14 protein-coding genes are annotated in these 13,740 nt (G+C 52.6%); 3 read left to right on the forward strand and 11 right to left on the reverse strand.

Annotation, left to right across the window (positions count from 1 at the left end):
• Positions 1-153: 153 nt before the first annotated feature.
• Both PZBJ_RS06985 and PZBJ_RS06990 read right to left on the reverse strand, forming a co-directional pair.
• Positions 154-561, reverse strand: a complete 408-nt coding sequence (locus tag PZBJ_RS06985; protein WP_007886514.1) for a DoxX family protein — start codon at positions 559-561, stop codon at positions 154-156.
• A gap of 98 nt (positions 562-659) precedes the next feature.
• The gene (locus PZBJ_RS06990) at positions 660-1,562 is read right to left on the reverse strand and encodes a LysR family transcriptional regulator (protein ID WP_101761852.1); all 903 of its coding nucleotides are present in this window, start codon (positions 1,560-1,562) and stop codon (positions 660-662) included.
• A 160-nt stretch (positions 1,563-1,722) separates the two neighbouring features.
• Here PZBJ_RS06990 and PZBJ_RS06995 point away from each other — a divergent pair, with 160 nt between their 5' ends.
• The gene (locus tag PZBJ_RS06995; protein ID WP_101761853.1) at positions 1,723-3,282 is read left to right on the forward strand and encodes a carboxylesterase/lipase family protein; all 1,560 of its coding nucleotides are present in this window, start codon (positions 1,723-1,725) and stop codon (positions 3,280-3,282) included.
• A gap of 45 nt (positions 3,283-3,327) precedes the next feature.
• Here the strand turns inward: PZBJ_RS06995 and PZBJ_RS07000 are convergent, their stop codons facing one another.
• The gene (locus PZBJ_RS07000) at positions 3,328-4,023 is read right to left on the reverse strand and encodes a 3-keto-alpha-glucoside-1,2-lyase-like domain-containing protein (RefSeq protein ID WP_101761854.1); all 696 of its coding nucleotides are present in this window, start codon (positions 4,021-4,023) and stop codon (positions 3,328-3,330) included.
• 248 nt (positions 4,024-4,271) lie between these two features.
• Entirely contained in the window at positions 4,272-4,589 is a 318-nt protein-coding gene (locus tag PZBJ_RS07005) for an ASCH domain-containing protein (protein WP_101761855.1), read from the reverse strand.
• A 203-nt stretch (positions 4,590-4,792) separates the two neighbouring features.
• Here PZBJ_RS07005 and PZBJ_RS07010 point away from each other — a divergent pair, with 203 nt between their 5' ends.
• Positions 4,793-5,008, forward strand: coding sequence for a YdgH/BhsA/McbA-like domain containing protein (locus tag PZBJ_RS07010; protein WP_101761856.1), 216 nt, complete (start codon positions 4,793-4,795; stop codon positions 5,006-5,008).
• A gap of 293 nt (positions 5,009-5,301) precedes the next feature.
• Entirely contained in the window at positions 5,302-5,760 is a 459-nt protein-coding gene (locus tag PZBJ_RS07015) for a GNAT family N-acetyltransferase (RefSeq protein WP_101761857.1), read from the forward strand.
• Between the two features lie 6 nt (positions 5,761-5,766).
• Here the strand turns inward: PZBJ_RS07015 and PZBJ_RS07020 are convergent, their stop codons facing one another.
• From PZBJ_RS07020 to PZBJ_RS07050, 7 genes are all read right to left on the reverse strand, one after another.
• A complete protein-coding gene (locus tag PZBJ_RS07020) occupies positions 5,767-7,809 on the reverse strand; it encodes a 2Fe-2S iron-sulfur cluster-binding protein (protein WP_101761858.1) in 2,043 nt (680 codons plus the stop codon).
• Positions 7,810-7,819: 10 nt separating this feature from the next.
• Positions 7,820-8,437 (reverse strand): glutathione S-transferase family protein, encoded by a 618-nt coding sequence (locus tag PZBJ_RS07025; RefSeq protein ID WP_101761859.1) that lies wholly within the window; start codon positions 8,435-8,437, stop codon positions 7,820-7,822.
• Between the two features lie 129 nt (positions 8,438-8,566).
• The gene (locus tag PZBJ_RS07030) at positions 8,567-9,079 is read right to left on the reverse strand and encodes a ferritin-like domain-containing protein (RefSeq protein ID WP_101761860.1); all 513 of its coding nucleotides are present in this window, start codon (positions 9,077-9,079) and stop codon (positions 8,567-8,569) included.
• 70 nt (positions 9,080-9,149) lie between these two features.
• Complete coding sequence (locus tag PZBJ_RS07035; protein WP_101761861.1) at positions 9,150-9,332, reverse strand: con-10 family general stress protein; 183 nt, start codon at positions 9,330-9,332, stop codon at positions 9,150-9,152.
• 414 nt (positions 9,333-9,746) lie between these two features.
• Positions 9,747-11,153 (reverse strand): MFS transporter, encoded by a 1,407-nt coding sequence (locus PZBJ_RS07040; RefSeq protein ID WP_101761862.1) that lies wholly within the window; start codon positions 11,151-11,153, stop codon positions 9,747-9,749.
• Positions 11,154-11,314: 161 nt separating this feature from the next.
• On the reverse strand, positions 11,315-12,403 hold the full coding sequence (locus tag PZBJ_RS07045; protein ID WP_101761863.1) for a tartrate dehydrogenase: 1,089 nt from the start codon (positions 12,401-12,403) through the stop codon (positions 11,315-11,317).
• A gap of 18 nt (positions 12,404-12,421) precedes the next feature.
• Complete coding sequence (locus PZBJ_RS07050) at positions 12,422-13,732, reverse strand: MFS transporter (RefSeq protein WP_101761864.1); 1,311 nt, start codon at positions 13,730-13,732, stop codon at positions 12,422-12,424.
• Between the last annotated feature and the right edge of the window lie 8 nt (positions 13,733-13,740).

The following is a 13,740-nucleotide window of genomic DNA, read 5'->3' on the forward strand; positions in this document are numbered from 1 at the left end:
CGCCTGGATGAAAATCAGAGGGTTACTTTAGCGTAAACTCGAAATGCAAAACAGCGAACTGGAAGGATCATCTTGTCGAAAGGCACTCGGCCAAAACGTGGGGGGCAAGGAATGGTTGAATGGCGAACAATCTGTTCGCCATCTTCAGAAATCTTATTTTTTTACTGTCGTAGGTTTAAGGGCAAATTTGCCGTCGCCGGTCAGTGCCAGAACAATCAGACCAACAATCCAGAATGCAGGGAATTCCCAGCCACCGTTAGGATTAGTAAAGAAGAAGCCTGCAGGTCCGTGGACTGTGACAATCGCGCCCAGTAACACCGGAATCAAAACCACAGCAACAATTCGAGTGTAAATACCCAGAATCAATGCAATCGCGCCAATTAACTCGACTGCCATGGTCAGGTAAGCCAGACCACCCGGCAATCCTAGCGATGCAAAAAATTTAGCGGTACCTGCCGGTGTGAAGACAAAAAACTTCAGCCCAAAGTGCGCGAGAAAAAGGATGCCTAAAGACAGGCGCATAACCAGAGCTGCATAAGGTGTTGTACGGGTATCAAACATGGTGTGTTCCTCTCATTAAGTTGATGAGAGAACTCTACACTTATTCCTTTGAGGATATTATCCGATTAAAAAAGGTGACTTTGTTTCCAAATTGGAAATTAATCCCAGCGAGGTGCTCCATCAAAGGCTTCAACCAAAAAATCGATAAGTGCCCGGGATTTATGGGCAATATATTTAGCCGGTGGATAAACGGCATAAAGCCCCATTGGCGGTGCTTCGAAGGATGGAAGAACGGTCTGCAGTTTACCCGCTTTAAGCGCCTTGCTGACCACAAACGATGGCAGGCGGGATATGCCTAACCCTGCAGTGGCTGCATTTAAACAAACTTCGGCATTGGAGAATTTCATCCTTCCTTTAACAGGCTGAGTGATGAGTTGCTTGTTCTCATTCAGAAATGGCCACAAGTAAGGCTCACGAAAGTTCGTGTCCACCACGCAGTCATGCTCAGTGAGTTGCTCCCAATGGCTGGGTGTTCCCCGCGCGGAGAGGTAGTCAGGAGAGGCGACAAGAACAATCCTGATATCACAGAGTTTTCTGGCAATTAAGCTGCTGTCCTCTAACTTTCCAATACGTAAGGCCAGATCAAAACCTTCATCGATAACGTTTACCAGGCGGTCAGCAAAACGCACGTCGAGTTCAATATCAGGATATCGATGTGCGAACTCAATTAATAAATCTGGCATTTGTAGTGTGCCGAAGGTAACCGGCGCTGAAATTCGTAATATACCTGAAGGTGTATTCGAGGAATTTCGGACCGAGTCATTGAGGGCATCATAGTTGGCGATGAGTTGACGAATCTGCTCGTAATAAGCACGGCCCACTTCAGTCGGGGTCAACGAGCGGGTGCTTCGTCGAAGCAAGGTTACTCCCAGATCACGCTCAAGGCGTGAGATCAGCTTTGATGCCTGTCCATGGCTGGCACCCAGGCGCTGCGCTGCCGCCGTAAAACTACCGGTTTCCATTACCGCTATGAACATGCGGTCACACTCAATTCTTTCCATAATCCCTCGGGTTGATCGTCACCCTTCATTAAAAACAAATCATATACAAAGCATCTATGAAATGGACATTTATTTCATTTTGTTCCGAATCTAAGGTGTGAAGCATTAATGCTCAAATCCAGGGGGTTGAGCTCAATTCTTGAATACCGAGGTTAATACTATGGAAGATAATAAGCTAACGGGCCTGAACCGCTGGCTGTCGGATTTTCTGACGCCAGTCAGTGCCCCTCAATGGCCAGGAGAAATTCCACACGAGGTTGACCCACCAATTGGCAAGTTGCGCGGTAGCCGGTCCGACGGCGTCTATATTTATCGTGGCATTCCCTACGCGCAGCCACCGGTGGGAACGCGTCGTTTTGCGCCTCCTGTTCCAGTTCATCCATGGGAAGGCATCAAAGATGCGACTCAGTTTGGACCGATGAGCTATCAAGATGGCGAGGGTAATTTCTCCGAAGACTGCCTGTATCTGAATATCTGGAGCCCGGAGGTCAGTAATACAGCGGCACTTCCGGTTTACGTTTTTATTCATGGTGGCGGCTACGTTTTAGGAAGTGGCTCCCAACCACTTTACGAAGGAAAACACCTGGCTCAGCAAGGTATCGTGGTTGTCACTCTGAACTATCGTCTGGGCACTTTGGGCTTTCTGCCCTCTGCTGCGGCGTATGAAGAACATGGCACTACGGGAAACTGGGGGCTCCTCGATATTGTTTCTGCTCTCGAATGGGTAAAGGAAAATATCCGTGCATTTGGTGGCGATCCTTCGCGCGTCACGGTTGGGGGAGAATCAGCTGGCTCTTACGCGGTCAGTACGCTGATTGTTTCTCCGCTTGCGAAAGGCTTATTTGACCAGGCGATTATGCAAAGCGGAAGTCTGCCCAACGCCACGGCGGTTGCGCCAGAAAATGTTCTCTCTCTTGAACAGGCCCACGGTAAGGCATCACGTTTTTTTGATAAGTTGGGATTGAAGGATGATGCAAAAGGTCTGGCCGCTTTAAGGGAAGAGCCTGCCTATAAATTGCTGGCCGTATCTGCACAGTCAACACTGCAGCCGCCGCAAGTCGCCGGTTTCTGGCCCGTGCCTGACGGGCATGTTTATCATGCTGACCCCATTGAAACTGTCGCGAAAGGTGAGATAAACCCGGTCAGGTTGCTTGCAGGGTTTAATACCGATGAAGGCAGCCTTTTCGTACCGCCAGATGCGACTGAACAGCAATATGTCTCATTAATTAATAGTGCCTTTGGTGACAGTGCCGCTGAGGTTTTGCAACGTTTTCCGGTCAATATGGAACACAGCGCTGCTGCACGCATGAACCAACTCATTACGCTGGGATTACTGCGCAGCGGTCTATATCTGTATGCGGATACGCTGGCACGTCACCGCGAAGTCTATATCTATCATTTCGATTATGTCGATCCGGATATCGCTGCGACAGGATTGGGCGTTATTCATGGCTCTGAGTTAAAGTTTATTTTCAATAATCTTATCGATCATGATAACTGGAATGATGATTCGATTCAGGTTGCGCGCGAAGTGCAATCGGCGTGGATTAATTTTATTAAGTTTGGCAATCCCAATGCGCCGTCTGAAAACCAGCTATGGCAAAAATATGATTCCGCGTCGCCGCAAGAGATGCATATTGCTGAAGAAAGAACTATGCAGCCGGTTTTAGACCGGGATGATGTGGTGTTCATTAATCAACGATTACAACGTCAGCGCTAAATCAGTGTTATCATTAATAGCGGCATATAATTAGCCGCTATTAAATCACTCGCTTACAGGTGTGACTTTTAAATCTTTGAACCATGCAACCGTGCCTGACTCAATCCAGATGCCAACACCACCCTGTGCTGAACTACCCAACTTGAGGTCATTGACCATGAAGGCAGGTGTGGGATTGTTATTCAAATACAGTGTGGCATGCTGACCAGTGACCACGATTTTCATATGTATCCATTGGTCAGGTTCGATATCAGCGTAGGTTTCATAGCGTTCCGGGGCTTCTTTACGCAGCCTATCGAAACGAAAGTTTGGATAGGCAAAATACTGAACGCTGTGATTACGACGAACTTGATCCTGCGACTGGCTATTGGTTGGACGTAGGTAAATGTTTTCAAAACTGCCATCTGGCTGAATGCGAAATGACACACCCGCAAAACCTCTCGCGTAGTCAGGCGCTCCTGTCGCCAGCGTACTGGCAAGATCTACTTCAATAATACCGTTATGAAAGCTGACGGGTAACCATGCCATGAAGTTACGATCGGTTAATGTCTCTTTGTTTGGATCTTGCCAGTGATTGGAGGGTAAAGACATCCGCAATGCTTTACTTCCTTTGAAATTATCGTCCTCCAATGTGACACCTATCAAGTTAAATTCCTCAACAGGCTTAAGTAGCGCTGTATTGGCATCTGAGCTGAAGGCAAGAATGCAGCCAACCGTTAACAATCCACTTTTTTTAATCATGAGTGACGGCCTTAAAAATTGAGTCGTGTTTTCGTCAGATTACGATAGGCGCATTACTGATAAGGATAAATATTAACGTGGTATCGACAGAATATATGTTTTGTTTGGAATAGCCTTAATCAGGTCTATCCATGTCAAAATATTAAGTAATGGAGAATGTAAGTCTTTGCTGTTGGCACACGCAGATAGGTATATTTTTAACACGCCTCCTAATGCTGTAAAAACGACTTGAATGCCTTGGCCAGCTTTCATGAAGAACCTGAAGTAATGTGATGGATTATATCCACAACAGAATCCAATTCGATTTCAGGATAGTGTTCACGCATGCCCAGAAGTAACCCATCATCTGTCCACTCGTTCTGCCTACCCAGATAAAAGGCAACTGCAGATAACGGCATCTTCTCGACCTTAGTCACCAACACTAAGATCTTATCCGAAACATCCGAAGCATTTACGTACAACATTGGGCCCGGGACTATCTTCTTCTCCCGCCAGCGTATGGTATGCGTTTTAAGTCCTGACCGAACTTCAGGTAGCAAGCGTGAAACGATTTTAAGGCTCTGCACAAATACTCCTTCAAGGTTAAGAGTGGGTTATCGCTAAGCATAATAGGACGCAGAGGTGCGCTGATAAGATATGCCTATCAGCGCGATAGTTAGCCCGATCACAATACCAGCATTTATTGTTAACATTGAAATGGTAACCATGGTTATCATTATTCCATCGAAAGCAAACAAGCTTTCAACCATACATACTAAGGAATATGACCATGAAAACTATCAAAGCAATGTCTATCGCCGCTGTAGCCGCTCTTTCACTGATGTCAGCAGCAAGCTTCGCGCAGAGCGTTACTGCGACTTCCCTGACACTGGATGGTGCTGAAGCGAAAATCGCCGCACAGGCACAGCAGCAGGGCCAACAGTATAAAATTCTTGAAGCCAGCAATGGCAATGTTGTTCACATGACCGCTGAGCTGTACAAATAACGGATGGTCTCAAATGGAAGTTCCAGAAGAGGTCACCCTATGGGCGGCCTTTTTTGCGTTTGAATCTATAAGGTGTTTTTGCCTTGTCCCCGGTTCACTAAAACACTTAGGTGTTATCTAGGGCCCTGTTCTCAGCTTAAAACAAATTGAATTATTGATAAGCCTGTAAAAAGGTTAACTCCAGAAATCAGCCTAACCACAGCAGCTATGCCCAAATAAAGAATCGCTTGTCGCCCACAACAATCCTTCATAAATTCTCTTACACCCCAACCCAATTATCGTAGGCCGCAGAGATGAGTGAGTTCGTTACAGAGGAGTGGAACAAAGAGGGTTATTTAATCAGCACGGATGAAAATAAACTGGACCTCGCCGCCATACACCGTTATCTCACCACCTCGACATGGGCAGCAGGCATTGATGAAGAGACGGTTTATACTTCGGTACAAAACAGCCTTAACTTTGGTCTTTACCATCAGGGCGAACAAATTGGGTTTGCGCGGCTCATCACGGATTACGCCACCTTCGCTTATCTGTGCGATGTTTACGTGCTCGACGCGTATCAGGGAAATGGCCTGGCACGCTGGTTGATGGCGTGTATTCATGCGCATCCGGTTTTCGCGCGGCTGCGCAGAATTACGCTGTTCACCAGCACGGCGCCGTGGCTGTATGAAAAGTTTGGCTATCAACCGGTTAACCAGCCGAATTACGCGTGGACGATTACCCGGCCTGATATCTACAAAAACAAAGCGTGATAAATCTCACAGCGCCAGCTGAATCGCCTGCACCTCATCCTCCTGCTGCGCCGGCCGCGCGCAGCAGATCAGCACTTCATCATCCGCCACTTGCGCGCTCGGTGGCGTTGGGTAAGTCACCGCGCCTTGCAGCAGTTTGGTTTTACAGCTGCCGCAATGTCCGGCGCGACAGCTGTACGCTGGGCTCAGGCCACGCGCTTCAGCCAGCTCAAGCAGCGAACCGGTATCCGGCGTCCAACGCGCCTCTTTCAGTGAATCCATGAACTTCACCGGCACCGATTGGGTTGCTATCGGCAACAGCGGTTTTGCTTCTTTAACAATATCGTTGGTGCGCTGCAGCGACGATGGCCCAAAGGCTTCGGCGTGAATGCGATCGTCGGCGATATTCAAGGCGCGCAGCCCGTCGTACAGCGCCTGGGTAAATTGCGGCGGACCGCACAGATAGAAGTCGTAATCGTTAAACGGCAGCACCCGCGAGAGCAGCGCCATATCGATGCGGCCGGCAAAATCGTAATCAACATCCGGTTCTGCATCCGCCGTCTGGCTTAGCACGCGCACCAGTTTCACCGCGCCGTGCGCCGCCGCCAGCAACTGGTCGAGTTCGCGCACAAAAGGGCGCTCGGCTTTGCTGCGCGCCGACTGGAACAGAAACGTAGGGCGCAGGCGCTGTTTGCGCACTCCTTCGTATATCAGATGTCGCAGCATCGCCAGCATCGGCGTGATGCCCACGCCGGCGGCAAGCAGCACCGCCGGACGTGGTTCGCTGGCGTCGAGAGTAAAATCACCCGCCGGCGCACGCGCTTCCAGCGTATCTCCGGTGTGGAGATGATCGTGCAGGTAACGCGAAACCACGCCATCGCGCTTGACGCTGATGCGGTAAAAATTCTCCGATGGCGCGACCGAAAGCGTGTAGGCGCGCATCAGCGGCTTATCCGTACCGGGCAACTGCAGGCGAATCGGCAGATGTTGACCGGCCAGATGCGGCAACAGACCCGCGCCATCATCCGGCACTAAATGAAACGAGCGGATCGTGGCGCTCTCATCCACCACCTTAATCACCTTGAGCGGACGCCAGCGCGAAGCCAGATCTGCTGCACGCAGGCGTTCGGCGGCGGCTTGCCAGTCGCCGGTCATCAGCGAACTGGGTGCGACGCCATCCGGCGGCGTTAACCAGCGTAAGGCGAGGGCGGCACGACGACGCACGATACGGCGCGGGCGAAACGTCCACAGCCGCTCGGCACCCTGAAAAGCGGCGATCTCGGGCGAGTCGAGAATCACTTCGGCATCGCCGCTCAGTTGCAGCGTGTCGCCGCTGGCGTAATCAACAAACAGCAATCCCGCTTTGCCATTATGGTGAATGTTGCCCAGCGTGGAGAAAAACAGATTGCCGTTGAAGTCGGGAATGGTCAGCAGACCATCTTCGCTGACGCGCACGAAACCCGGTTTGCCGCCGCGATGCGAGGCATCAACCTGGCGTTCGGCATAGGTGGCGACGTAGAAGGTATCCGCCGCGCCGATGCTGGCGCGCGCGGCATCATCCAGCGCGCTCAGGGTTTCCACCTCACCGCGATAAGGTTCGGCGGGAGGATGTGCAAAGTGAAAGTCACGCAGCTGGATATAGCGCGGGCAGTTGCCAAAACTCTGCTCCACCTGCACGCGAAAACCAGCGCCAATCGCCTGCAGCACGCCGTTCATGCGGTTACGTCGCCGCGTGTGCAGTTCGATGCCGAGCAGCCCAATCGGCGCGCCATCATGCATGCCCGCCGCCGCGGGATCGCCTTGATGCGGACGCGCCTCGATATCCAGCGTGGTGGCATTGGGCGAGAAGATAAAACCGGGTTGGCCTTCCAGCAGCGTGGCCCACGCATCGCCGTGCGCATCCACGCTGCCCGCCACAATAAACGGCAGCTGCGCGTAGAAGTCGCGGTGTTGATCTGGCATGTGATCGCGGATCACACGCTGGCCGACGTCCGCCATGCGCTCCGCCACGCCCGCCTGTTGCTGAAGCGCAATTTCACCCTGATGCCAAACCGGCAGTTTCTTGCTCATGATGGTGGACTCAGGCGATGCTGCGCAGGCCAGCCGCAGTTTGGGGGAAGGGCACAAAGCCCGGCAGCGCTTCGATGCGACGCAACAGCGCGTTCACCGCCGGATAGCCGGAGAGATCGACATTGCCTTCTGGCGCACCCACGATATAGCTGTACTGCGCAACGTCGGCAATAGTCGGGCGATCGCCAACCAGCCATTCACGGCCTTCAAGATGCTGCTCAATGCGTGACAGCACCAGATGCGCGCGGGCAATCACCTCTTCAGGATTGAACGGGCGGCCAAACACGGTAATCAAACGCGCCGCGGCTGGACCAAAGGCGATATCACCGGCTGCCACGGTGAGCCAGCGCTGTACCGCCGCCGCGCCCAGCGCATCTTCCGGCAGCCATTCGCTGCGACCGCTTTTCTTCGCCAGATAGACCAGAATGGCGTTGGAATCGGCAATAAACACGCCGTCATCCTCCAGCACCGGCACCTGACCAAACGGATTCATGGCGAGGAATTCCGGCGTTTTGTTTTCGCCAGATTTGAGATCAACATCGATGACTTCATGCGGTAAATCCAGCAGCGACAGGAACAGACGTGCGCGGTGAGCATGACCAGAAAGCGGGAAGTGATAGAGTTTCATGTTGCGGTTCCTTAGGTGTTGCTCGGGATAATCCCGAGCCTTGCCATAAGGTTCGCACAGACAATTTAGCGGCAGAATAGCCGGGTTAGCGAAGTCATTGTTGCGAAAAATGGAAGAATCGTGCCGGAGCTACTTCTTAGCTTCCACGCCTGGCGTAGCGGAGCGAACCAAATACTGTTCGGTCACGTCCGGCAAATGCGTCAAGGTCCAGTCGGCCATGGCGATTTCCTGCTCACGGATGCGCGAGAAGATATCGGCACTTTCGTGATCGTTGAGATGCTGCGCCGCCGCAATCAGTGAGGTGTAACTGGCAATCTCAAGGTGCTCAAACACGTGGCCGCTGATCGCGCCTTTCACCACTTCATCTTCCACCATCACGCCGCCAATCGACTGACCGAAAGCAGAGATTTTGCCGGCGAGGTCTTTCAATACCGATTGAGAAGTGGAGTAGCGATCGATCACGCTCTGCACCAGCGTCTGATGTTCACGGGTCTCAACAATATGCTGTTCGATACGCAGTTTAAGGTCGGGATAGTGTTCAAGGCGCGAGGCCATTTTTTCCAGCATGCTTTCAGCCTGTTTTTCCATGGCATGGGCATCTTTTACCCAATCGAGAAAGTGCTCTTCGCTGTTGTGGCTCATAATATTTTCCTGACAAATAAATAAAAGGAGATTGCGGCTGTTGCCGAATTACCGGCCAGCCGCAATAACGTTATGCGGGAGATTTATCGACGACTCGACGGCTTTTTTTACCGCCTTTTCGTCCCGCTTCAATCGCACGCTCTGGATTATTACGAAAATTGCCGCCGCTTAATTGGCCGCCTTTTTTACCCGCTTCGCGGGCTCTTTCCGGGTCCATGGCAAAATTGCCAGAACCGCCACGTGGTGCTGTCATAATGAATACCTCAGATAAAGGGGATAACGCATATTTCATTTGCTACTTAAGGTTAGCCCTAAAAGCCAAACGTACAACCAATTGAAATTAGGAATTATCCTAAGGGTATTGAAATCGTTCAGTTATTTTTTATACTTAAAAAAAGTTGATTTGATAAAAAAGATAATTAAAAATTCGCGATTAATGGATGAGATAAAATAATTGACCGCTGCGCTTATAATTTTTTTCTCTTCCAACGTGATGAAATGAATTAACATTCCTGATGCTTTTATTTTTTTCTCAGACAGAGAGTGGCGACCAGATCATTAGCCATAATCTTAAAAGGGGTTTAATAAATATAAATGCTAATAAAAAGGGATTATTTTAAGCGAAGCGCACTATTTCTGCTTTTTAACCATAAATAGTGCGTTGGGATTATTTTACCAGCACCTGCGCACCGGCGTTTTTCTCCAGTCGCGTTACGTCAAACAGCGACAGCAGCACCAACAGCGCCACACCGGCAAAGGCGATATGAATATCGCTTTGCGCAATTTCGCTATGCTCCTGCCACAACATGGATGCGCGCAGGAACAGCGCCGCCAGCGCAATACCCGCGCTCATGCTGAACTGGAAGAAGATGCTGAACACCACCGAGGCATCGCTCATCTTGTTTTGCGGCACATCGGCGAAGCCCAAGCTGTTGTAGCAGCTGAACTGCAGCGAGCGCGACAGCCCGCCAACAAACAGAATCGCGGCAATCGCGAAGTAGCCCAGCGACGGAGTGAGCAGCAAGCAGCCGAGCATCGCTGCAAGGCTGATCATGCCATTGAACATCAGCACGCGACGAAAGCCCCAGCGCTTCATCAACCAGGTTGTCGCTGGCTTCATCGCCAGGTTTCCGGCAAATACCCACAGCACCATCGCACCGGCCTGCGCCGCGCTCCAGCCAAAGCCAAGCTGAAACAGCAACGGCAGCAAATAGGGCACCGCGTTGATCGAGGCGCGGAAGAACGAGCCGCCAATCACCGCATTACGGAAGGTGGCAATTTTCATCGCGCTAAACGGCAGCAGCGGCTGCGCATGGCGGAAGCTGTGACGATACGCCAGCCAGCTGCACAGCATGCCCAGCAGCAGCAACGGAATGCCAAAACTGAGATGCATCTGCCCGAGCGCTTCCAGCGCGATAATTAATGAGGTGCAGGCGGTGGCGGTAAGCACAAAGCCGCGCACATCAAACGGCCGCCGCTGTTCGCTTTTAAACTGCGGCACCAGATAAGCGGTGGCGATAATGGCGAGGATGCCGAGCGGAATATTGAGCCAGAAAATCCACGGCCAATGCCCGTAGGTGACAATCAAACCGCCCAGCGGCGGGCCGAGCACCGGCGCAATCAAACCCGGCCAGGTAATAAAGGCGATGGTTTTCACCATCTCCTTTTTCTCCGTGACGCGCAGCACTACCATGCGACCGACCGGCACCATCATCGCGCCGCCAATGCCTTGCAGAATGCGGCTCAACGTGAACATCGCGAGCGTGTCGCTCAATCCACACAGAATCGACGCGAGGGTGAAAATCAGGATGGCGCTGGCAAACACCGTACGCGCGCCAAAGCGCTCTGCCAGCCAGCCGCTCATCGGAATAAATACTGCCACCGCCAATAAATAGGCGCTGACGCCAATGTTCAGCGCCACCGGGCTGGAAGCGAAGTCGCGCGCCATCTGCGGAATCGCGGTGGTGATCACCGTGGCATCGAGGTTTTCCATAAAGAAGGTCACGGCGACCAACAACGCTAACAGCAGGGTGCGATGGGAGTTCGGTCTGGCTTCTCTGCCTGAGTCGATCATGCGAGGTCCTGCGAAAACAGAAGGATGCAAAGACTTTTAATGAAAAGCGCGGCAGGTGCAAATCAAAATCACAGAATGTATAAGTCTTAGCGGCGCAATTCATTGCTCGATGAATCGCGCCGCTAAGCAATGTGCGATGACAGGATGCGCACTGGATAAAATCAGATGGTTTCTGCCACGGTAGCTTTTGCCTCAATAAACGCTATCACCGCTTTCGTCACCTCTGCCGTATTCGCTGTGCCGCCAACATCCGGTGTCAAAATGCCCTGAGCGCAGACATATTCAACACCTTGCATAATCAGCGCCGCAGCATCCCGCTCGCCGAGGTGCTCCAGCATCTGTACCGCCGTCCAGAACGTGGCGATCGGATTGGCGATGCCTTTGCCGGTGATATCAAACGCCGAGCCGTGAATCGGTTCGAACATCGACGGGAAGCGACGTTCAGGATCAATGTTGGCGGTGGGCGCCACGCCCAAACTGCCCGCCAGCGCGCCGGCCAGATCCGACAGAATATCGGCGTGCAGATTGGTGGCGACAATGGTATCGAGGCTCTGCGGATGCAGCGTCATGCGATGCGTCATCGCATCCACCAGCATCTTATCCCACTGCACATCCGGGAACTCCTGCGCCACTTCAGCGGCAATCTCATCCCACATCACCATGCCGTGACGCTGGGCGTTGGATTTGGTCACCACCGTCAGCAGCTTGCGTGGACGCGACTGCGCCAGTTTGAAGGCATAACGCATAATGCGCGTCACGCCAACGCGGGTGAAGATCGCCACTTCGGTGCCGACTTCTTCCGGCAAACCACGATGCGCGCGCCCACCATTACCGGAATATTCGCCTTCTGAGTTTTCCCGCACAATCACCCAGTCGAGATCGCCGGGGCCGCGATTGCGCAGCGGCGAGGTGACGCCCGGCAGAATTTTGGTCGGACGCACGTTGGCGTACTGGTCAAAGCCCTGACAAATTGGCAAACGCAAACCCCACAGCGTGATGTGATCCGGCACGTCGGGCGCGCCGACCGCACCAAAGTAAATCGCATCAAACGTCTTCAGCGTTTGCAGGCCATCTTCCGGCATCATTACGCCGTGTTGCTTGTAGTAATCCGAGCCCCAGTCAAAGGTTTGCACCGTAAACGTCAGCTGCGGATCGTGACGCGTCAACGCGTGCAGCACGGCTACGCCAGCAGAGATCACTTCCGGGCCAATACCATCCGCAGGAATCGCGGCAATTGAGTAGTTACGCATGATGTTTCTCCAGTTAGGTCAATGTGTATGAGGATGAGCAAGCTCTGCGGGATGCGGTGTTTTGCCGCGGGCAGAGAGAATCAGAACTACAATCGCCGATAGCACCAGCAGCCCGGCAACAAAATAGAGTCCCCACGTATAGCTGCCCGTTTGCTGACGGATCACGCCAATCATCATTGGGCCGACAAAACCGCCAAGGTTGCCGATAGAGTTGATGGTGGCGATGCCCGCGGCCGCCGCGGGACCGCTCAGGAACAGCGTCGGCATGCTCCACAGCGGCGGTTTGGAGGCGCTGATGCCGACGGTGACCAGCGTCAGGGCGATAATCACCGTAAACAGCGTGCTGACGTTCCCGGCATAAATCAGTCCGGCAGCCGCCAGCAAACAGGCACCGATAACATGCCAGCTGCGCTCTTTGGTGCGGTCCGAATGGCGCGCCCACAGAATCATGCCGATCACGCCCAGTACCGCCGGGAAGGCGTTGAGGAAACCAATTTCTATTGAGGACGCGCCGAAGCTGCGGATGATTTGCGGTGACCAGATGCCGAGGGTGTACAAACCTGCGGATGTGCCGAAATAGACCAGCGCCAGCGCTAACACACGCTTATCGGCCAGTCCGCGCCAGGCGCTGCTGTGGCTTTGATTGGCCGCGCGCGCCTGTTCTTCGGCCTGCATGGTCTTTTCCAGCCACGCCCGTTCTTCATCGGTGAGCCACTTGGCTTTCGCCGGGCGATCGGTGAGGTAAAACAGCACCACGATGCCGAATATCAGTGCCGGTATCGCTTCCAGCACAAACATCCATTGCCAACCGGCGTAGCCAAGCAGGCCATGCATCTCCAGTAATGCGGCGGAAATGGGCGAACCTAACGCAGTGGAAAGTGGGGCCGCAGCCATAAAGATGGCGGTAACCTGCGCACGTTTCGCCGCCGGGAACCAGTAACTGAGATAAAGGATGATGCCGGGGAAGAAACCGGCTTCCGCTACGCCAAGCAGAAAGCGCAGCAGGTAGAAGCTGGTGGTGCCCTGCACAAATGCCATGCAGCCGGAAACCAATCCCCATGTGATCATGACGCGCGCAATCCAGATGCGGGCGCCGACTTTATGCAGAATTAAATTCGACGGCACTTCAAACAGAAAATAACCGAGAAAAAAGATTCCAGCGCCAAAGCCAAATACCGTGGGCGAGAAACCTAAATCCTGATTCATAGTTAATGCAGCAAAACCAATATTGACGCGATCGAGAAAAGCGATGAAGTAGAGCAGCATGATGAAGGGCACAATGCGTAACGTCACTTTACGCATCACCCTTTTTTCGAGGTGAGAGTTCATATTAAAGT

Origin of the sequence: Pantoea endophytica, assembly GCF_002858935.1 — a bacterium.
Lineage (GTDB): Bacteria > Pseudomonadota > Gammaproteobacteria > Enterobacterales > Enterobacteriaceae > Pantoea > Pantoea leporis.